Here is a 19,038-nt window from a genome sequence, read left to right as displayed (position 1 = left end):
CATCGATCGTCGAGATCCGTCTCGAGATCGGGGTTCCGGCCTTCGTCGTTCGTGGGGAGGTGCTGGGGGCGCCGGGCGCCGCCGTCAGCTCGCGGGGCGCGAGATGAGCAGGAGGTTCTGCTTCGTGTCGGAGACGGTGACCCACCCGTCGCCGAACTCGTACGTCATGCCGTAGCCGTTCTCGTCGATCGTGGGGGCCTGCATGGGGTCTTCGGTGATGTACAACGTCTCGGAGCCCTCTTCGCGCAGCCAGCCTTCGGCCTCGAGGCCCTTCTGCATGCGCGTCGCCTGGTCGGCGGTGATCGGAGCCCAACCGAAGAGCATGAGGTTCCCCGACGGCACGTCGTAGTCCGCCCACGTGCACTGAAGTCCACCGTCGACGGTGACGCCGCCGGCGGCGAACGGGGTCTCTTTCGCGGTCCATCCCTGCGCCGTGAGTTCGTCGAGGAGGTCGCCGACGATGAGCGTCTCGCACGTCGCAGCGGCGTCTGTCGCGGTGGGGCGAGCGGTGGGCTCGGGCGCCGGTGCTGACGGATCGGCCGACGGGGCGTCGGTGCCGACGGTGGCCGTCGGGGTGGGCTCGGGCGAAGAGGCGCATCCGGACAGCATCGCGAGCGCGAGCCCGAGCGCGGACAGAGTGAGCAGGGAGCGGCGGTGTGCGGGCATCGGTCGATTCACGTCAGGTGGCGGAGGTGAGCAGGGACAGGAAGGGCGTGTGCAGGATGCCGTTGGTCGCGAGTGACGAGCGTGAGGCGATCGAGTCGGCCCCGTCGATGTCGGTGAACCGGCCGCCCGCCTCGGTGATGATCGGAACGAGCGCGGCGATGTCGTACTCCTTGACGCCGAACTCGGCGACGAACTCGAGCCGGCCCTCGGCGAGCAGCATGTACGGCCAGGTGTCGCCGTAGCCGCGGTCGCGCCACACCGCGCGGGAGAGGCGGAGAAGATCGTCGGAGCGACCGACCTCGTCCCACTGCTCGATGGACTGGAAGCTGACACTCGCGTCTTCGATGCGGTCGACGCCGGAGACCTGGAGGCGGCGCGCCTCGGCGCCGGGGACGTTCGTCCACGCGCCGAGGCCCGTCGCCGCCCACCAGCGACGTCCCAGCGCGGGCTGGCTCGCGACGCCGACGCGCGGCACGCCGTCGATCGCGAGCGCGATCAGCGTGGTCCACATCGGGATGCCCTTGAGGTAGTTCGCCGTCCCATCGATCGGGTCGACGATCCACTGCCTCGTCACGTCGCCCGACGTTCCGAACTCTTCCCCCAGGATGCCGTCGCTCGGCCGTTCGGCCGCGAGGATGCCGCGAATCGCCCGCTCGGTCGCGAGGTCCGCCTCCGTGACGTGCGACGCGTCGGCTTTGAGGCTCACTTCGAGGTCGGCTGCATCGAAGCGAGCCATCGAAACGGCATCCGCCGCGTCCGCCAGCCGCAGGGCGAGGGCCAGATCGTCACCCAGGTCGCCGTCGAAAGGCGCGCTCCACGAGACGGAGTCGGCGGGGGAGGTCACCCCTCAACGATAGCGGCCGGCACATGCTCGATTCGCGATGAACGGCATCGGGATGGTAACGTTGACCCTCGGTTCGCCCCGCTTCTCACAGAGCGATGTCGGGCGGATCACGGAACGCACCTCTAGCTCAATCGGCAGAGCAACTGACTCTTAATCAGTGGGTTCTGGGTTCGAGTCCCAGGGGGTGCACCACAAGAAAAGGCCCCGGTTCGCACGCGAGTGCACCGGGGTCTTCTTCGTCGTCGAACGTTTCCCCACCGTCTGTCGGGCATAGTGGGCGCGTGGATTCTTCGTCTCAGCTGTCCCCCCAGGAGAAGATCTGGATCGGCATGATCGGCCTCTATCTCCTCGCCCTGCGGCGCAGCCGGCAGAGGGCGGCGACGCCGGGTACTGACCTCGCCCGACGGATGGAGAAGCGCCCGGGCCGGACCATAAGGTCCGGCCCGGGCGCTCCTCCGTGAGGCTCAGGCGGCGTCGCCGACGAGGACGGCGACCGCCTCCTCCGCGGCATCCGCCTCATGTGCGTCGATGCGTGCCAGCGCCCTCCGCCCGAACAGGATCTTCGCGGTCGAGATGAGGATCGCCACGGCGGCGAAGAGGAACGGCACCGAGGCGTTGGTGGCGTGCCACAGGGCTGCGGCCACCGGCGGGGCGATGGCGCCCCCGAGGAAGCGGACCGACGAGTACGCCGACGAGGCGACCGAGCGCGGCATGTCGGTGGCCTCCATGACCGACTCGGTGAGGATCGTGTTCATGAGACCGAGCAGCAGGCCGCCGACGATGATGCATGCGACGAGGGCCGCGGGGGTCTCCACGAAGATCGCGGCGACGATCAGGTCGATCGCGAGCAACGGCAGCACGATGATCATCGCCGTCGACCGGCGGAGGCGGCGCAGCATGATCGGGGCGACCCACACGCTCGTGATCGCGAGCGCGACACCCCATCCGAAGAACGTCAGCCCGATGCCCATCGCGCCGAACCCGAGAGGGAAGGGGGAGAAGGCCAGGAGAACGAAGAACCCGATGTTGTAGAAGAACGCCGCGATGGCGAGCACCATGAGGGCCGGCTGACGCAGCGCGCGGAACGGTGCCGACAGCGGGATCTTGGTGCGCTTCTCGTCGCCGCTGCGCAGCAGCACGAGGACCGCGACGAATCCGATCACCATGAGCGCGACCACCCCGAAGAAGGGTCCTCGCCAGCTGACTTCGCCCAGGATGCCTCCGACGAGCGGCCCGATCGCGATGCCGAGGCCGAGTGCCGCCTCGTACAGGATGATCGCCGCGGCCGAGCCTCCCGACGCGGCGCCGACGATCGTGGCGAGCGCGGTGGAGATGAACAGGGCGTTGCCGAGGCCCCAGCCGGCACGGAAGCCGATGATCGCATCGACGCTGTTCGACAGCGCGCACAGGAGCGCGAAGACGACGATCAGGCCGAGCCCGATGAGGAGAGTCGCCTTCGTGCCGATACGCGAAGAGATCCAGCTGGTGATGAGCATCGCGAGTCCGGTGACGACGAGGTAGCTCGTGAAGAGCAGCTCGGTCTCCACCGGCGTCGCCTCGAGCGATTCGGCGATCGCGGGGAGGATGGGATCGACGAGTCCGATGCCCATGAAGGCGATGACGCAGGCGAAGGCGACGGCCCAGACCTGCGCAGGCTGGCGCCAGATGTTGACCTTCTCGGCGGGAGCGTGGGCGCTCATCGGCTCACCTCCGCGACGCGCGTGCGCTGCTCGACGATGTCGGCGGCGCGGCGAACGGCCGCCCAGTCATCCTCGTCGAGGTCGGCGAAGCGCGGAGCGAGCGCGTCGCTGAGCGCCTGCATCCACTCGGCGAACGCCGCGCGCCCGGCGGGGGTGATCGTGACCACGGTCGCCCGAGAGTCGTGTTCGTCGGGGTGCCGCTCCAGCAGCCCGGCGTCGGCCATCTGCGCGACCAGGCGCGTCATTCCCGGCTGCGTCACGCGGCTCAGGGCGGCGAGGTCGCCCACGCGTTGGGGGCCGTGGTCGCGAAGCAAGGAGAGCGTGCGCCACTGGGCGGCGGGCGCTTCGTTTCGGGTCTCGAGAGACGCGACGCGCGTGAGGGCGTGGGCGCCGGTGACGAGACGGAGGATGTCATCACCCATTTGCATACCAACAGTATATATCGAAGGTATGTAATCGGCATGGTTACCGGATCGTGATCGCGACGCGTCCCGCCGAATTTGACAGCGACCGCGAACCTGAACAGACTCTCAGTACCTGAATCATGTTTCAGGTACCCCTTCCAATGGTGAAAGGCACGCACATGCGGGTTACAAAGAAGTTGCTCCTGGGGACCGTGATCGCTACGGCCGCCCTCACCCTGGCGGCCTGCGCGCCGTCCACGGGCACGACCAGCCCGACGGAGTCCGGCGAGGCCGGCCCCGCTGAGATCACGGTCGGCGTCATCACGAGCGAGACCGGACCACTCGCCAGCTACGGCAAGCAGTACCTCGACGGCTTCAAGGCCGGGCTCGAGTGGGCGACCGACGGCACCGATGAGGTCAATGGGACGAAGATCACGGTCGAGTACCGCGACGACGCCGGTGACCCCGACACCGCGGTCGGCGTCGCGAAGGAGCTCATCGGCGACGGCGTCAACATCCTCGCCGGCAGCGCCTCGTCGGGCGTCGCCGCGGCCCTCGCCGAACAGGCGGGCCAGAACAAGGTCCTCTTCCTCTCCGGCCCCGCGGCCGCCGACGCGATTACCGGCATCAACGACTACACGTTCCGCACGGGCCGACAGTCCGCGCAGGACGTCGCGACCGCCGGAACGTTCCTCGGAGACCTCGAGGGCAAGACCGTCACGGTCTTCGCGCAGAACAACGCGTTCGGTCAGGGCAACGAGGCCGCCGTCAAGGCGATCCTCGGCGGCAAGGGTGCGACGGTGAACAGCGTGCTGGTCGCAGAGGACGTGACCGAGTTCACGCCGTTCGCGCAGCAGGTGCTCGCCGGCAGCCCCGACCTAGTCTTCGTGGCGTGGGCCGGTGCGACCTCGGGCGCCATGTGGCAGGCGATGAGCCAGCAGGGCGTCTTTGACGCGGTGCCGGTCGTCACCGGTCTCGGCGACTCGGCGACCTTCGGCGCATACGGCGAGGCATCCGAGAAGATCAGCTTCCTGAACCACTACTTTCCGGGCGCTCCCGACAATGAGGTCAACGACACCATGATCGAGGCGGTCGAGAAGGCCGGCGGCACCCCCGACCTGTTCACCCCCGACGGCTTCAACGCGGCGATCATGCTCGTTCAGGCCATCAAGGAGGGCAAGGGCGACGTCGACGCGATGGTCGCAGCGCTCGAAGGCTTCGAGTTCGACGGCCCCAAGGGGAAGCTCACGGTCCGCGCCAGCGACCACGCGCTCATCCAGGAGATGTACCAGGTGAAGCTCGTCTCCGACGGCGGCGCCTTCACGCCCGAGCTCGTCGACACCGTCCCCGCGGACGAGGTCGCCCCCGCCGAGAAGCAGTGACGCCGAACGGCTGAGGAACACACATCATGACGACCCCAATCGCGCCCGCGCTCTCGGTCGAAGGCCTCGGCCTGCAGATCGGTGGAGCGACCATCCTCCAGGACGTGAACCTCGAGATCGCACCCGGCAGCCTCGTCGGTGTGATCGGGCCCAACGGCGCCGGGAAGACCACGCTCTTCAACGTGATCTCCGGCATCTCCCGGCCCACCGCAGGTCGCATCCTGATGGACGGAGAGGACATCACCCGTACCTCCGTGCCCCTGCGGGCGCGGGCGGGGCTGGGTCGCACCTTCCAGACGTCGAGTCTCTTCCCGAGACTCAGCGTCCTGGAGAACGTCCGGATCGCCGCTCAGGTCGGTCTCGGCGGCAACTACTCCCTGCTGCGCTTCCCGCGGGCCTCGGATGCCGCCACCCAGATCGCCCTCGAGCAGCTGATCAAGCTCGGTCTCACCCACAAGCTCGACACGGCGGCCGGCGACATCTCGCACGGCGACAAGCGCAAGCTCGAGATCGCGGTGCTGCTGGCGACCGACGCGAAGCTCGTCCTCCTCGACGAGCCGATGGCCGGCGTCGCCTCGGGCGATGTGCCCGGGCTCGTCGAGAACATCCGCGAGATGCAGCGCGACAAGCAGTGCACCGTCCTCATGGTCGAACACCACATCGACGTCCTCATGGGCCTCGTCGACCACGTCGCCGTGATGTACTCCGGCTCGATCATCGCGTTCGACACGCCCCAGAAGATCATGGAGAACCCGCTCGTGCAGAGCGCCTACCTCGGGACTGCGGCATGAGCACGCCGGCCACGCTCCCCGACCCCATCCTCACCGTCACGCACCTGTCGGCATCCATCGCCGGGCAACAGGTCGTCGAAGACGTCACCTTCCAGGTGCCTCCCACCGGCATCACCGCCGTCCTCGGACGCAACGGCGTCGGCAAGACGTCGACGATCCGCGGCATCCTGGGCCTCATCAGCCGCCGCGGCGACATCGTCCTGGCCGGCGAGCGGATCGACGGCCTCCAGACCCACCAGATCGTCCAGCGCGGCGTGGGGTACGTCCCCGAGGACCGCGAGGTGTTCGCGGGTCTCACCGTCGCCGAGAACCTCTCCCTCGCCGAGCGCGACAAGAACCCGCGCCGTGAATTCGTCGCCGAGCTCTTCCCCGACCTCGTCAAGCGTCGCGGGCAGCTCGCCGGCACACTCTCGGGCGGCCAGCAGCAGATGGTCTCGGTCGCGCGCGCCCTCCTCAACGAGAACCGGATCCTCCTCGTCGACGAGCCCACGAAGGGGCTCGCGCCGAAGATCGTCGCCGAAGTGGCGGATGCCTTGGAGGAGGCCTCGAAGATCGTCCCCATCCTCCTCGTCGAGCAGAACCTCGAGGTCGTCCGTCGCCTCGCCGACGACGCGATCGTCATCGCGAGCGGACGGGTCGTCCACACCGGCACGGCGCGCGAGATCCTCGACGACGTCGCCCTCACCACCCGCCTTCTGGGCGTCAGCGCGGAGGCCCACGCATGAGCAGCATCGTCCTCATCCTCCTGACCGGCATCGGCCTCGGGGCCCTGTACTTCCTCGTCGCCTCGGGCCTCAGCCTCATCTACGGCCTCATGCACGTGCTGAACTTCGCGCACGGCGCGTTCCTCACCCTCAGCGCCTTCATCGGCTGGTGGGTCGCGCAGAGCCTCGGCACCGCCTCGTGGGGGTCGTTCCTCGTCTCGATCCTGGTCGGTGCGATCGTCGGCGCGATCTTCGCGACGCTCACGGAACTCTTCCTCATCCGGCCCCTCTACGAGCGTCACATCGAACAGGTGCTCGTGACGGTCGGTCTCTCCTTCGCCGCCGTGGCCCTCTTCGAGGGCATCTGGGGCACCGACGCGATCAACATCGCGGGGCCGCCGTGGCTGAAGGGCACGACCGAGGTGCTCGGCGCCCGCATCCCGAACACCTATTGGGTGCTCATGATCGCCGCCGCCCTCGTGCTCGCCGGTCTCGTGCTCTTCCTCCGCAAGACCCGCTACGGCATGATCATCCGCGCGGGCGTCGAGAACCGCTCGATGGTCACCGCGCTCGGCATCGACGTGCGCAAGAGCTTCACCCTCGTGTTCGCGATCGGTGGAGCGGCGGCCGGTATCGGCGGCGTGCTCGCGATGCACTGGTACACGTACGTGTCGGCGCACATGGGCGCGACGCTCCTGATCTTCGCGTTCATCGTCACCGTCATCGGCGGGCTCGGCTCGCTCACGGGAGCGGCGATCGCCTCGGTGCTCGTCGCCGTGCTGCAGCAGTTCGCGAACGTCTATCTCAACGGCACGGGAGACTTCATCGTCGTCGCCCTCCTCGCCGTCGTCCTGCTGGTGCGTCCCACCGGCCTCATGGGGAGGAAAGCCGCATGACCGTCACCACCGGAGTCCCGACGCTGGTCGCGGGACGCAAGGGCCAGTACGCTCCCTTCATCGTGGGCGCGGTGCTCGTCGTCGTGATGGCGATCCTGCCGCTGCTGAACGTCTCCCTCCCCGGCATCCTCCCCGGCCCCACCTACACCCCGGGAAGCCTCGCCCTGCTGTCGCTGTGCATGGTGTTCGCGGCGCTCGCGCTGTCGTACAACCTGCTGCTGGGCACATCCGGCATGCTCTCGTTCGGCCACGCGCTCTACTTCGGAGCCGGGGCGTACGGACTCGGCCTCGTCCTGAAGCTCCTGCAGGTTCCGCTCATCGTCGGCATCCCGCTCGCCCTCCTCGGCGGACTCCTGCTCGCCGCCTTTACCGGATCGATCGCGATGCGCGTCTCCGGCATCCCGTTCGCGATGGTGACCCTCGCCTTCGCTCAGGCCGGCTCCGTGCTCGTCCGACGCAACCAGCAAGTGACCGGCGGCGAGGAGGGACTGCGCCTTCCCGTCGAGTTCGTCCCCGACTGGCTCGTCGGCGTGGTCAACACCCGGAACCTCTACTGGGTGACCCTCGCGGTCCTCGTCATCGTCTACCTGATCGTCCTGTGGGTCGACCGATCGCGTCTCGGGCACCTCGCCCAGGCGACGCGCGAGAACGAGCTGCGCGTGCAGGTGCTCGGCCTTCGCCCCTACGTCGCGAAGCTCATCGTGTTCGTCGTCGCGGGAGTCTGCGCCGCCCTCGCCGGCGTCGCCTACATGCTCCTGCAATCCGGCACGCAGCCGAGCGCGGTCGGCGCCGACCTCACCATCACCGTGCTCGTCATGGTGGTCCTCGGTGGCGTCGGGTTCCGCTGGGGTGCGATCGTGGGAGGCGTGCTCTACACGATGCTCGACCAGCGCCTCACGGTACTCGCCCGATCCGCGTGGATCGACGAGCTGCCCGCGTGGCTGGACATCCCGCTGTCCGAGCCGCTGTTCATCCTCGGCGTGCTGTTCATCCTCGTCGTCATGTTCCTGCCCGGCGGCATCGCCGGCACCCTCGATGCGTGGGTGCGGCGTCGTCGCGGCGAGCGGACCCGTTCGCAGCTGCGCCAGCTGGACGACGAGGTCCAGCAGGTCGATGACACGGTGGAGGTGAAGGTATGACGGGCCGCGGCGCGGCGTGGACGGCGGATGCCGAGCCCACGACCGACGGAGCACACACGATCGGTCGCTGGCTGACCGACCGCGCCGCGTCCTCACCCGATCGCACCGCGATCGACGACCGGGGGGTGCGGATCGGGTACGCGGACCTCGAGGCGCGGGCGTTCGGCCTCGCGGCGTCGCTGCGCGCCGCCGGCTACGGCCCGGGCGACCGGATCGGGACGGTGTCGGGCAACTCGATCGAGCACGTCGTCGCGTTCTTCGCCTGTGCGAAGGCGGGCATCGCGTTCATGCCGCTGTCGTGGCGCCTCGCCCCGCGCGAACTGGCCGAGGTCGTCGGCACGTCGGCGCCCGCGCTGCTGCTCATCGAGGACGAGTACGTGGGGCTCGCCGCCGACGCCCTCCGCGCCGTCGCCGACGCGCCGCCGGTGAGCGCGCTCGGTACCACCGGGATCGAGGCGTCGGTCCCCGCGCGCCGCGGAGAACCGGCCCCTGCACGCGCCGTCCGCGATGACGACGCGCTCCTGGTCATCCACACATCCGGCAGCGAGGCGGCGCCTAAGGGCGTCGTCCTCACGCACGCCAACTGCTTCTGGAACAACCTCGCCCTCGCCGGCGCCCTTTCGATCACGGCCGACGACGTGGTGCTCGCGGTCCTCCCGCAGTTCCACATCGCGGCGTGGAACTGCCAGCCGCTGCTCGCCTGGTGGGTGGGCGCGACGGTCGTGCTCGAGCGCTCGTTCCAACCCCGCCGCATCCTGCACCTGCTCGCGGAGCGGGGCGTCACGACGATGATGGGCGTGCCGACGCAGTACCGCCTGCTCGCCGACGACCCGGACTTCTCCGAGGTGATCGCGGGGCCCCTCCGCCGGGCGCTCGTGGGCGGCGCGACCGTTCCCGTCGACCTCGCGCGGCGGTGGGCGGATGCCGGTGTCCCGCTCACCCAGGGATACGGGCTGACCGAGGCATCCCCGAACGTCCTGTGCCTTCCCGCGGGAGACACCGCACGGTACCCCGGCGCGGTCGGGCGCCCCTACCGCTACGTCGACGTCTGCATCGCCGACCCCGCGACGGGGCTCGTGCTCGACGGCGAAGCCACCGGCGAGCTGTGGGTGCGCGGGCCGAGCGTCTTCGCGGGCTACCTGCACGACGAGGCCGCGACGGCGCGCGCGATGGCGGGGGAGTGGCTGCGATCGGGCGACATCGCCCACCGCGACGCGTCGGGGGTCTTCCGGATCGTCGACCGGCTGAAGGACATCTTCATCTCCGGCGGTGAGAACGTCGCGCCCGCCGAGGTCGAACGCGCACTGTGCCTGCACCCGGCTGTCGCCGAGGCCGCCGTCGTCGGCGTCCCCGACCCGGTCTGGGGGGAGCGCGGCGTGGCGTTCGTCGTCCGCGCCGAGGGCGCGACCCTCGGCGAGGACGAGCTGCTCATGCACGCCCGCGCCGAGCTCGCCGGATTCAAGGTGCCGGTGCGCATCGCGTTCGTCGACACGCTCCCGCGTTCGACGATCGAGAAGCTCGCCCGCGCGCGGCTGCGCGACCGCGCCGTCGCACTCGTGGAGGAGGGGACCCATGACCACCGCTGATCCGTACGCTCCCACCGAGGCGGTCCTCTCCGCGACCGGAAAGCCCCTCACCAAGCGTGGTGAGGCCACCCGCCGGAAGCTCCTCGAGGCCGCGGAGCAGGTGTTCGCCGACCTCGGCTACCACGAGGCATCCATCGTGAAGATCACCGAGCGCGCCGGCATCGGTCTCGGCACGTTCTATCTGTACTTCGACAGCAAGCAGCAGATCTTCGAAGAGCTCGTCATCGACCTCAACCGCCGCGTGCGGCACTCGATGAGCGAGGCGATGGCGGGCACCACGAGCCGCATCGACGCCGAGCGCGCCGGCTTCGAGGGGTTCTTCCGCTTCACCGCCGCGCATCCGGCGCTGTACCGGGTCGTGCGCGAGGCGGAGTTCGTCTCGCCCGACATGCTGCGCCTGCACTACACGCGCATCGTCGACGGCTACGAGGCGGGCCTGCGCGCCGCGCAGCAGGACGGTGACGTCGACGAGGCCCTCGATCCCGAGGTCACCGCGTGGGCGCTGATGGGCGCGGGCGAGCTCATCGGCATGCGCTACCTGCTCTGGGAGCAGGACGACGAGGGCGCCGCGCCGGCGGCGATGCCCACGGAGATCATCGACCACATGATGCGGTTCATCCGCAACGCGCTGGCGGCGCGCAGCGCGTCGCCGCAGAACGAAGGGGGCACGGATGCCTGAACAGGACCTCGCGGGAAGGCGCGCGCTCGTCACGGGCGGCGCGAGCGGGATCGGTCTGGCGTGCGTGGAGGAGTTCGCCTCCCGCGGAGCGCACGTGATCGTCGCCGATTTCAACGGCGACGCAGCACAGGAGGTCGCCGAGCGGGTCGGCGGCGAGGCCTGGGTCGTCGATCTCTCCGACACCGACGCGCAGATCGACCTCACCCTCGAGGCGGACATCCTCGTCAACAACGCCGGCATCCAGACGGTGTCGCCCATCCAGGAGTTCGACCCGGAGCGCTGGCGCTTCATGCACCGCCTCATGGTGGAGTCGCCCTTCCTTCTCATCCGCGCGTCGCTGCCGTACATGTACGAGCGGGGCTGGGGCCGGGTCATCAACATCTCGAGCGCGCACGGCCTGCGCGCGAGCGCCTTCAAGTCTGCCTACGTCGCCGCAAAGCACGCGCTGGAGGGTCTGTCGAAGGTGACGGCCCTCGAGGGCGGACCGCACGGCGTGACGAGCAACTGCATCAACCCCGCGTACGTGCGCACCCCACTGGTCGAGAAGCAGATCGCCGACCAGGCGAAGGTCCACGGCATCCCCGAGAGCGAGGTCGTCGAGAAGATCATGCTGACCGAGAGCGTCGTGAAGCGTCTCGTCGAGGCCGACGAGGTCGCCTCGCTGGCCGGCTGGCTCGCCTCGGACCGCGCCGGTATGGTCACCGGCGCCAGCTACACGATCGACGGCGGGTGGACGGCGCGATGACCGACGTGCCGAGCGCGCGGCCGGTCCGCGCCGTCGAGATCCCCGTCGCGGGGGGAGACCTGCACGTCGGCGTGTGGGATGCCGCGAGCTCCGACGCCCCGACGATCCTCGCGATCCACGGGGTCACGTCGTCGCACCTCGCCTGGGAGTTCCTCGCCGAGGCCCTCCCCGGCGTCCGCATCGTCGCGCCCGATCTCCGCGGCCGCGGCCGCAGCAACACGCTCGAGGGTCCCGCGGGCATGGCGAACCACGCCGACGACCTCGCCGCCGTGTCGGAGGCGCTGGGCCTCGGCCCCGTCGTCGTCGTCGCCCACTCGATGGGTGCGTTCGTTGCGGGAGTGTTCGCCGTCCGGCATCCCGCGCTCGTCTCCCGTCTCGTCTTCGTCGACGGAGGCCTTCCGCTCGACGCGCCCGCGGGGCTCACGCCGGATGAGCTCGTCGCCGCGATCCTCGGGCCGACGGCCGCACGGCTGAACCTGCGTTTCGACAGCCCGGCCGACTATCTCGACTTCTGGCGCGATCACCCCGCCTTCGCGGCGGACTGGACGCCCCAGCTCGAGCGCTACCTGTCGTACGACCTCGTCCCGGACGGGGACCGGCTCCGCCCGGCGACGTCGTATGCGACGACGGTCGAGGACACGATCGACATGAACACCACGTCGACGATCTCCGACGCCCTCGCCGCGCTGACGCATCCGACGGTGCTCATCACGGTGCCCCGGGGCCTGCAGGACGAGGAGCCGGGACTCTACGCGGAGGCGCACCTGCCCCGTCTGCTCGCCGGCACGCCGACGATCGAGCACGAACGGTGGCCGGAGTTCAACCACTACACCGTCGTCCTCAGCCGCGCGGGCGCGGAGCGGCTCGCGGGCCTCGTGACGGCGCAGCTCGCGCTCGCGGCGGCGACGCCCGTCGCCTGAGTGCGCAACGTCCGCACCCGGCGCAGACGCGGCGCGGTCAGCGCGCGGCCGCGGCGACGCGTGTCGAGAGCTGGTGGGCGTGCGCGAGGAGCGTGCGCCCGAGCTCGGGGATGCGCTCGGGCGTGAAGCGGAACTCGACTCCCGTGAGGCTGAGTGCCCACTGCGGGTGCCCGGATCGCGTGAAGACCGCGGCGCCGAGTCCGTAGCTGCCCTCGACGATGAGCCCGGGGTTGAGCGCGAATCCGCGCTCCTGCGTCTCACGCAGGCGTGTGCGCAGGCGCGATTCCGCGTGTGCGCTGCCGTGACGATCGCCGAGCTCCGGATGCCGTTCGAAATAGGCGTCCACATCGTGGGGCGGCAGAAAGGCCAGGATCGCGAGGCCCGCGGAGGCGACGCCGAGGGGGAAGCGCGTCCCCTCGGAGAGGACGAACGAGCGGATCGGGAAGCTGCCGTCCTCGCGGATGAGGCAGACCGTCTCGTCGCCGCGCCGCACCGAGAGGAACGCGCTCTCCTCGGTGCGGACGGCGAGCGACCGTACGATGTCGCGCGCGATCGCAGTGATGTCATAGCGCGAGGCGGCGACGGTCCCCATGAGGTAGAGCTCGGGTCCCGGCATCCAGCGATGCGTCGTCTCGTCGTGATCGACGAGGCCCTCTTGGCGCAGGGCCGCGAGGAGTCGGTGGGTCGTGGGTCGCGTGAGGTCGGCGCGCCGGGCGAGGTCCGCGATCGTGACGCCCGCGTCGCCGGCGCCGGTGACGAGTCGGAGGAGTGCGGCGGCCCGCGCGATCGCTTGGGCTCCGGGAACGCTGGTTCCGACCACGCTGTCCATGATGTGGACACTACTGCGCCGATCGTTCACATGGCAAACAGCCGCGTGCGTGAGCCGCGCGGCGGGGCGCACGATGGTCGTGCACGGAACACGAAGGAGTACACGTGATCGACAAGACCTACGCGACGGCTGCGGAGGCCGTCGCCGACATCCCCGACGGGGCCTCGCTCGCCGTCGGCGGCTTCGGACTCTCGGGCAACCCCATCGCCCTCATCGAGGCGATCCTCGCCCAGGGCACGAGCGACCTGTCCATCGTCTCCAACAACTGCGGCGTCGACGACTGGGGCCTGGGCGTCCTCCTGAACGCGAAGCGCATCCGCAAGATGACCTCGTCCTACGTGGGGGAGAACAAGGAGTTCGAGCGGCAGTTCCTCTCCGGCGAGCTCGAGCTCGAACTGACCCCGCAGGGGACGCTCGCCGAGAAGCTCCGCGCCGGGGGATCGGGCATCGCCGCGTTCTTCACGCAGACCGGCGTCGGAACGCAGGTCGCTGAGGGGGGCCTGCCGCGGAAGTACGACGGGCAGGGCGGCATCGCCGTCGCCTCGCCCCAGAAGGATGTCCGCACCTTCGCCCCGGGTGGGACGGAGGGGGAGTACGTCCTCGAAGAGGCGATCGTGACCGACTATGCGCTCGTGCACGCCCTGAAGGGCGACACGCACGGCAACCTCGTCTTCAACAAGGCGGCGCGGAACTTCAACCCGCTCGCGGCGATGGCCGGCAAGGTGTGCATCGCGCAGGTCGAGGAGCTCGTCCCCGCCGGCGACCTCGAGCCTGACAGCATCCACCTCCCGGGCATCTACGTCCACCGTGTCGTCGAGGTCGGCACGGGCATCGAGAAGCGCATCGAGCGTCGCACCGTGTCCGTCGACGAAGCCCTCCGCCGTCCCGTCCCTGAAGGAGCCTGATCATGGCACTCACCCGCAACGAGATGGCCGCGCGCGCGGCCGCCGAACTCGCCGACGGCTCGTACGTCAACCTCGGCATCGGCCTGCCGACGCTCGTGCCGAACTACGTCCCCGAAGGCGTCACGGTCGTCCTGCAGTCGGAGAACGGCATCCTGGGCGTCGGCCCGTACCCCACCGAGGAGAACGTCGACCCCGACCTCATCAACGCCGGCAAGGAGACCGTGACGGTCCTGCCCGGAGCCTCGTTCTTCGACTCGGCGACGAGCTTCGGCATGATCCGCGGCGGCAAGATCGACGCGGCGATCCTCGGCGCCATGCAGGTGTCGGCGACCGGTGACCTCGCCAACTGGATGATCCCCGGCAAGATGGTGAAGGGCCCGGGCGGTGCGATGGACCTCGTCCACGGCGCGGCGCGCGTCATCGTTCTCATGGAGCACGTCGCCCGCGACGGCTCGGCGAAGATCGTCGACGCCTGCTCGCTGCCACTCACCGGCCGAGGCGTGGTTGATCGGATCATCACGGACCTCGCGGTCATCGATGTGACCGATGATGGACTGGTGCTGGTCGAGCTCGCCCCCGGCGTCACCGTCGACGAGGTGGTCGCCGCGACCGAACCGGCACTCACCATCTCCGACGATCTGAAGGAACACGTATGAGCACCGACGACATCGTGATCGTGGCCGCCGCCCGCACTCCGCAGGGGCGGCTGAAGGGCCAGCTCGGCTCGTTCACCGCGCCGCAGTTGGGCGGCTTCGCCATCGCCGGCGCGCTCGAGAAGGCGCAGATCCCGGCGGAGGAGGTCGACGCGGTCATCCTCGGTCAGGTGCTCCCGGCCGGCTCCGGCCAGAACCCGGCGCGCCAGGCTGCGCTCGCGGCCGGTCTCGGATGGGACGTCCCGGCATCCGCCGTCAACAAGGTGTGCCTGTCGGGTCTCACCGCGATCATCGACGCGAAGCGCATGATCGCCGCGGGAGACGCGACCGTCGTCGTCGCGGGCGGTATGGAATCGATGACCCGCGCCCCGCACCTGCTCATGGGCTCGCGCGAGGGCTGGTCGTACGGCTCGGTCGAGGTGCTCGACCACATGGCGTACGACGGGCTGACGGATGCCTACGACAAGGAGTCGATGGGAGCGTCGACCGAGCGGCTCAACCCGACGTTCCACATCACGCGCGAAGCGCAGGACCGGGTCGCGGCGCTGTCGCACCAGCGGGCCGCCGCGGCGCAGCAGGACGGCCTGTTCGACGCGGAGATCGTCACGGTCGAGGTGCCGCAGCGCAAGGGCGACCCCGTGCGCGTCACGGCCGACGAGGGCATCCGTCCGGAGACGACCGAGGAGACCCTGGCGAAGCTCCGTCCGGCTTTCGCGAAGGACGGCACGATCACCGCAGGCAACGCGTCGCAGATCTCGGACGGTGCCTCGGCGGTCGTCCTCACGACCCGCGCGCACGCCGACGAGAAAGGTTGGCCGGTGCTCGCCGTCGTCGGGGCGGCCGGTCAGGTCGCAGGACCTGACAACTCTCTTCACGCCCAGCCGGCGCGCGCCATCGCGCAGGCGCTCGAGCGTCAGGGCCTGGAGGTGTCCGATCTCGACTTCGTCGAGATCAACGAGGCCTTCGGCGCTGTTGTCGTGCGTTCGGAGGAGGAACTCGGCCTCGGCGAGGACGTCGTGAACATTCACGGCGGCGGCATCGCCCTCGGCCACCCCATCGGCGCCTCCGGCGGGCGTCTCGTCGTCCACGCGGTGCACGAGCTCGTCCGCCGAGGCTCGGGCACGGCGGCCGTCGGACTCTGCGGCGGCGGCGGTCAGGGCGAGGCCCTCATCCTCACGCGCTGAGGGGCCGCGCACCTCGGAATGGGGTCGGCAGGCAGCTAGGCTCGGGATCGTGACCACGATCTCGCCCCTCGCCGTCTCCGATCGCTCCGAATGGGACGCCCTCTGGGCCGATTACCTCGTCTTCTACCGCCGCGAGCTCGCCCCCGAGGTCACCGACGACGTCTTCGCGCGCCTGACCTCTGAGGACGGTCTGCACGGCGCGATCGCCCGCGACGAGACGGGGCGCGCCGTCGGGTTCGTGCACTGGCTCTTCCACCCCTCGACGTGGACCACGTCGTCCTCCTGCTACCTCGAAGACCTCTTCGTCGCCCCCGACGTCCGCGGCGGCGGGGTCGGCGGCGCGCTCATCGCGCACGTTCGGGATGCGGCTGAGGCCGCAGGCGCCGAGAAGGTCTACTGGCTCACCGAGGAGTCGAACGAGACGGCGCGGCGCCTCTACGACCGCGTCGCGACGCGCACGGGATTCATCCACTACGAGATCGAGCTCTGACCGGGACTCCCGGCCCGCTCGCGGCCGGAGCGCGCGTCAGTCCTTGAGGCGCCGGGCGAGGAGCTTCTGCTCCTTGCCGTGCACGGGCGAGTCGGTCGCGACGAGCTTCCCCTGCGACGCGCGCCGCGTGTCGACGATCGTGCCGATCGCGAGGGCGAGGGTGATGCCCCAGCTGATCCACGCGAGCGCCTGACGCCACGTGAAGGGGACGTCGCCGCGCGCGCCGCGCAGAAGCGTGAGACCGGTGGTCAGCGAGGAGAGGAGTCCGGAGCCGAGGAGCATGCGCATGCGTCCACGTTAGCCTGGAGCATCATGGACACCACCCCCGCGGCCGACTTCGTCGTCGTCTCCAACCGCTTACCCGTCGACCGCTCTGCCGACGACGACGAGTGGCGCCGCTCACCCGGTGGCCTCGTCGCCGCGCTCGAGCCCGTCCTGCAGTCCACGGGCGGCGCGTGGGTGGGGTGGCCGGGGCAGCCCGGCCTCGAAATCGATCCGTTCGAGTTCGACGGCATGAGCCTCGTGCCCGTCGTGCTGTCCGCGGAGGACGTGGAGCTGTTCTACGAGGGCTTCTCCAACGACACGATCTGGCCGCTCTACCACGACGTCATCTCCCCGCCCGCGTATCACCGTCTCTGGTGGGAGGCGTACGTCCGCGTCAATGAGAGGTTCGCGCGGGCTGCGGCATCCGTCGCCGCGCCGGACGCGACAGTCTGGGTCCACGACTACCAGCTCCAGCTCGTCCCGCGCATGCTGCGGGAACTCCGCCCCGACCTCGTGATCGGCTATTTCCATCACATTCCGTTCCCCGCATACGGGATCTATGCGCAGCTGCCGTGGCGCAAGCAGGTGCTCGAGGGCCTCGTCGGGGCCGACGTGATCGGCTTCCAGCGCGTGGCGGATGCCGGGAACTTCGCACGCGCCGTGCGTCGGCAGCTCGGGTTCGAGACGAAGGCCGGGTCGATCCGCGTCCCCGACAAGGACGGCACCGTCCGCACCGCGATCGCGAAGGCCTACCCCATCTCGATCGACGCCGCCGTCTACGACGAGCTGGCGCGCCGGCCCGACGTCCAGGCACGTGCGCGCGAGATCCGCGAGAGTCTCGGCAACCCGAAGACCGTGCTCTTCGGCGTCGACCGCCTCGACTACACGAAGGGCATCGGGCATCGGCTCAAGGCGTTCGGCGAACTCCTGGCCGATCACCGGCTCGACGTCGAGGACGTGACCCTCGTGCAGGTCGCGAGCCCGAGCCGCGAGCGCGTGGCGGCGTACATGCAGCTGCGCGACGAGATCGAGCTGACGGTGGGGCGGATCAACGGCGACCATGACACGGTGGGGCACTCCGCGATCCGCTACCTCCATCACTCCTATCCGCGGGAGGAGATGGTCGCCCTCTACCTTGCCGCCGACGTCATGCTCGTCACGGCGCTCCGCGACGGCATGAACCTCGTCGCGAAGGAGTACGTCGCGAGCCGCGTCGACGGGCGCGGGGTCCTCGTTCTCAGTGAGTTCACCGGCGCGGCCGACGAGCTCACTCAGGCGATCCGGGTCAATCCCCACGACATCGACGGACTGAAGGACGCGATCGAGACGGCTATCGACATGCCCGTGGACGAACAGCGCAAGCGCATGCGGGCGCTCCGCCGCCGCGTGCGCGACCACGACGTCGCGGACTGGTCGCGCACCTTTCTCGCCGACCTCGCATCGATCCGGGAGCGCCGCTCGTGAGCGCGGTCGGACCCGAGGATCCGTCGGCGATCGCCGCGATCTCCGCACTGGCGCGCACCCCGCGGCTGCTCGTGGCGCTCGACTTCGACGGCACGCTCGCCCCGCTCGTCGATGAGCCCATGAACGCGCGCATGACGCCCGACGCAGCCGACGCCGTGGACGCCCTCCTCGACGCACCCGACACGGCGGTCGCCTTCGTGTCGGGTCGCACGCTGCACGACCTCCGCATCATCGCCGAGCACGACGACGACTCGCCCGTCCTGCTCGCCGGATCGCACGGCGCCGAGCAGTGGCCGCCCGTCGAGGCGTCGCCGGACGACGCCGCCGACCGGGCGCTCCGCGATGAGCTGCGCGCCCGGGCGGAGGAGATCGCAGGCCGCGCCGAGGGCGCGTGGATCGAGCCGAAGGAGTTCGGCTTCGCGCTGCACACGCGCCTCGCGGGCGACGGTGCGCCGGACGTGCAGGATGCCGTGGACGCGCTCGTCGCCGACCGGGCGCCCGCCTGGCGCCGCCGCGCCGGGCGCGACATCCTCGAGTTCGCCTTCCGTCAGGAGGGGAAGGATGCCGCGGTGGAGCGGCTCCGCGCCGAGACAGGGGCCACCGCGGTGCTCTTCGCGGGTGATGACGTGACCGACGAGGACGCGCTCCGGAGCCTCCGCCCGGGAGACGTGGGCGTGCGTGTCGGGGCGGGGGAGACCGCGGCATCCGTCCGCGTCGCGGACATCGCCGAGCTTGCGGCGCTCCTCGCCCGCCTCGCGCACGAGCGGGGCGCCGCGCGGGAATAGACTTCGAG

General features: G+C 70.1%; 21 protein-coding genes and 1 tRNA gene. 16 read left to right on the top strand and 6 right to left on the bottom strand.

Annotated elements, in window-relative coordinates:
- Positions 1-84: 84 nt before the first annotated feature.
- Both ACRVYW_RS01840 and ACRVYW_RS01835 read right to left on the bottom strand, forming a co-directional pair.
- Positions 85-666, bottom strand: a complete 582-nt coding sequence (locus ACRVYW_RS01840) for a nitrate ABC transporter substrate-binding protein (protein WP_431801127.1) — start codon at positions 664-666, stop codon at positions 85-87.
- A 13-nt stretch (positions 667-679) separates the two neighbouring features.
- Positions 680-1,510 (bottom strand): inositol monophosphatase family protein, encoded by an 831-nt coding sequence (locus tag ACRVYW_RS01835; RefSeq protein WP_431801125.1) that lies wholly within the window; start codon positions 1,508-1,510, stop codon positions 680-682.
- A gap of 116 nt (positions 1,511-1,626) precedes the next feature.
- Here ACRVYW_RS01835 and ACRVYW_RS01830 point away from each other — a divergent pair.
- Positions 1,627-1,702 (top strand) — tRNA-Lys (locus ACRVYW_RS01830).
- Between the two features lie 272 nt (positions 1,703-1,974).
- On the opposite strand, the gene ACRVYW_RS01825 is transcribed toward ACRVYW_RS01830, so the two are convergent.
- Both ACRVYW_RS01825 and ACRVYW_RS01820 read right to left on the bottom strand, forming a co-directional pair.
- Positions 1,975-3,210 (bottom strand): MFS transporter, encoded by a 1,236-nt coding sequence (locus ACRVYW_RS01825; RefSeq protein WP_431801123.1) that lies wholly within the window; start codon positions 3,208-3,210, stop codon positions 1,975-1,977.
- Entirely contained in the window at positions 3,207-3,638 is a 432-nt protein-coding gene (locus tag ACRVYW_RS01820; RefSeq protein WP_431801121.1) for a MarR family winged helix-turn-helix transcriptional regulator, read from the bottom strand. The genes ACRVYW_RS01825 and ACRVYW_RS01820 overlap by 4 nt, the downstream gene beginning before the upstream one ends.
- Before the next feature lie 155 nt (positions 3,639-3,793).
- Here ACRVYW_RS01820 and ACRVYW_RS01815 point away from each other — a divergent pair, with 155 nt between their 5' ends.
- From ACRVYW_RS01815 to ACRVYW_RS01775, 9 genes are read left to right on the top strand one after another with little or no spacing between them, the layout of a single operon-like run.
- A complete protein-coding gene (locus ACRVYW_RS01815) occupies positions 3,794-4,996 on the top strand; it encodes a substrate-binding domain-containing protein (RefSeq protein ID WP_431801119.1) in 1,203 nt (400 codons plus the stop codon).
- A gap of 26 nt (positions 4,997-5,022) precedes the next feature.
- Positions 5,023-5,787, top strand: coding sequence for an ABC transporter ATP-binding protein (locus ACRVYW_RS01810; protein ID WP_431801117.1), 765 nt, complete (start codon positions 5,023-5,025; stop codon positions 5,785-5,787).
- Positions 5,784-6,512, top strand: coding sequence for an ABC transporter ATP-binding protein (locus ACRVYW_RS01805; protein WP_431801115.1), 729 nt, complete (start codon positions 5,784-5,786; stop codon positions 6,510-6,512). Before ACRVYW_RS01810 ends, ACRVYW_RS01805 begins: the two co-directional genes overlap by 4 nt.
- Positions 6,509-7,387: a branched-chain amino acid ABC transporter permease gene (locus ACRVYW_RS01800; RefSeq protein WP_431801113.1), complete on the top strand. Its 879-nt coding sequence runs from the start codon at positions 6,509-6,511 to the stop codon at positions 7,385-7,387. Before ACRVYW_RS01805 ends, ACRVYW_RS01800 begins: the two co-directional genes overlap by 4 nt.
- Positions 7,384-8,526 (top strand): branched-chain amino acid ABC transporter permease, encoded by a 1,143-nt coding sequence (locus tag ACRVYW_RS01795; protein ID WP_431801111.1) that lies wholly within the window; start codon positions 7,384-7,386, stop codon positions 8,524-8,526. The genes ACRVYW_RS01800 and ACRVYW_RS01795 overlap by 4 nt, the downstream gene beginning before the upstream one ends.
- On the top strand, positions 8,523-10,112 hold the full coding sequence (locus ACRVYW_RS01790; protein ID WP_431801109.1) for a class I adenylate-forming enzyme family protein: 1,590 nt from the start codon (positions 8,523-8,525) through the stop codon (positions 10,110-10,112). Before ACRVYW_RS01795 ends, ACRVYW_RS01790 begins: the two co-directional genes overlap by 4 nt.
- Entirely contained in the window at positions 10,099-10,791 is a 693-nt protein-coding gene (locus tag ACRVYW_RS01785) for a TetR/AcrR family transcriptional regulator (RefSeq protein WP_431801107.1), read from the top strand. Before ACRVYW_RS01790 ends, ACRVYW_RS01785 begins: the two co-directional genes overlap by 14 nt.
- Positions 10,784-11,536, top strand: a complete 753-nt coding sequence (locus tag ACRVYW_RS01780; RefSeq protein ID WP_431801105.1) for a 3-hydroxybutyrate dehydrogenase — start codon at positions 10,784-10,786, stop codon at positions 11,534-11,536. The genes ACRVYW_RS01785 and ACRVYW_RS01780 overlap by 8 nt, the downstream gene beginning before the upstream one ends.
- The gene (locus ACRVYW_RS01775) at positions 11,533-12,456 is read left to right on the top strand and encodes an alpha/beta hydrolase (RefSeq protein WP_431801103.1); all 924 of its coding nucleotides are present in this window, start codon (positions 11,533-11,535) and stop codon (positions 12,454-12,456) included. Before ACRVYW_RS01780 ends, ACRVYW_RS01775 begins: the two co-directional genes overlap by 4 nt.
- 37 nt (positions 12,457-12,493) lie before the next feature.
- Here the strand turns inward: ACRVYW_RS01775 and ACRVYW_RS01770 are convergent, their stop codons facing one another.
- Positions 12,494-13,285 (bottom strand): IclR family transcriptional regulator, encoded by a 792-nt coding sequence (locus ACRVYW_RS01770; RefSeq protein ID WP_431801101.1) that lies wholly within the window; start codon positions 13,283-13,285, stop codon positions 12,494-12,496.
- 104 nt (positions 13,286-13,389) lie between these two features.
- On the opposite strand from ACRVYW_RS01770, the gene ACRVYW_RS01765 reads away from it, so the two are divergent.
- From ACRVYW_RS01765 to ACRVYW_RS01750, 4 genes are read left to right on the top strand one after another with little or no spacing between them, the layout of a single operon-like run.
- The gene (locus tag ACRVYW_RS01765) at positions 13,390-14,190 is read left to right on the top strand and encodes a CoA transferase subunit A (RefSeq protein WP_431801099.1); all 801 of its coding nucleotides are present in this window, start codon (positions 13,390-13,392) and stop codon (positions 14,188-14,190) included.
- A gap of 2 nt (positions 14,191-14,192) precedes the next feature.
- Complete coding sequence (locus ACRVYW_RS01760; RefSeq protein WP_431801097.1) at positions 14,193-14,846, top strand: 3-oxoacid CoA-transferase subunit B; 654 nt, start codon at positions 14,193-14,195, stop codon at positions 14,844-14,846.
- Positions 14,843-16,027 (top strand): acetyl-CoA C-acetyltransferase, encoded by a 1,185-nt coding sequence (locus ACRVYW_RS01755; protein WP_431801095.1) that lies wholly within the window; start codon positions 14,843-14,845, stop codon positions 16,025-16,027. The genes ACRVYW_RS01760 and ACRVYW_RS01755 overlap by 4 nt, the downstream gene beginning before the upstream one ends.
- 49 nt (positions 16,028-16,076) lie before the next feature.
- Positions 16,077-16,517, top strand: coding sequence for a GNAT family N-acetyltransferase (locus ACRVYW_RS01750; protein WP_431801093.1), 441 nt, complete (start codon positions 16,077-16,079; stop codon positions 16,515-16,517).
- Positions 16,518-16,553: 36 nt separating this feature from the next.
- Here the strand turns inward: ACRVYW_RS01750 and ACRVYW_RS01745 are convergent, their stop codons facing one another.
- Entirely contained in the window at positions 16,554-16,805 is a 252-nt protein-coding gene (locus tag ACRVYW_RS01745) for a hypothetical protein (protein ID WP_431801091.1), read from the bottom strand.
- Positions 16,806-16,829: 24 nt separating this feature from the next.
- Between ACRVYW_RS01745 and ACRVYW_RS01740 the strand changes: the two genes are divergently transcribed.
- Positions 16,830-18,245 (top strand): alpha,alpha-trehalose-phosphate synthase (UDP-forming), encoded by a 1,416-nt coding sequence (locus ACRVYW_RS01740; protein ID WP_431801089.1) that lies wholly within the window; start codon positions 16,830-16,832, stop codon positions 18,243-18,245.
- Positions 18,242-19,030, top strand: coding sequence for a trehalose-phosphatase (otsB, locus tag ACRVYW_RS01735; protein WP_431801087.1), 789 nt, complete (start codon positions 18,242-18,244; stop codon positions 19,028-19,030). Before ACRVYW_RS01740 ends, otsB begins: the two co-directional genes overlap by 4 nt.
- Positions 19,031-19,038 lie beyond the last annotated feature (8 nt).

The sequence above is a fragment of the Microbacterium sp. bgisy203 genome (genome assembly GCF_965345155.1).
Lineage (GTDB): Bacteria > Actinomycetota > Actinomycetes > Actinomycetales > Microbacteriaceae > Microbacterium.
Note: the sequence above shows the minus strand (reverse complement) of the source record. Positions and strands in the feature narration are given on the sequence as shown.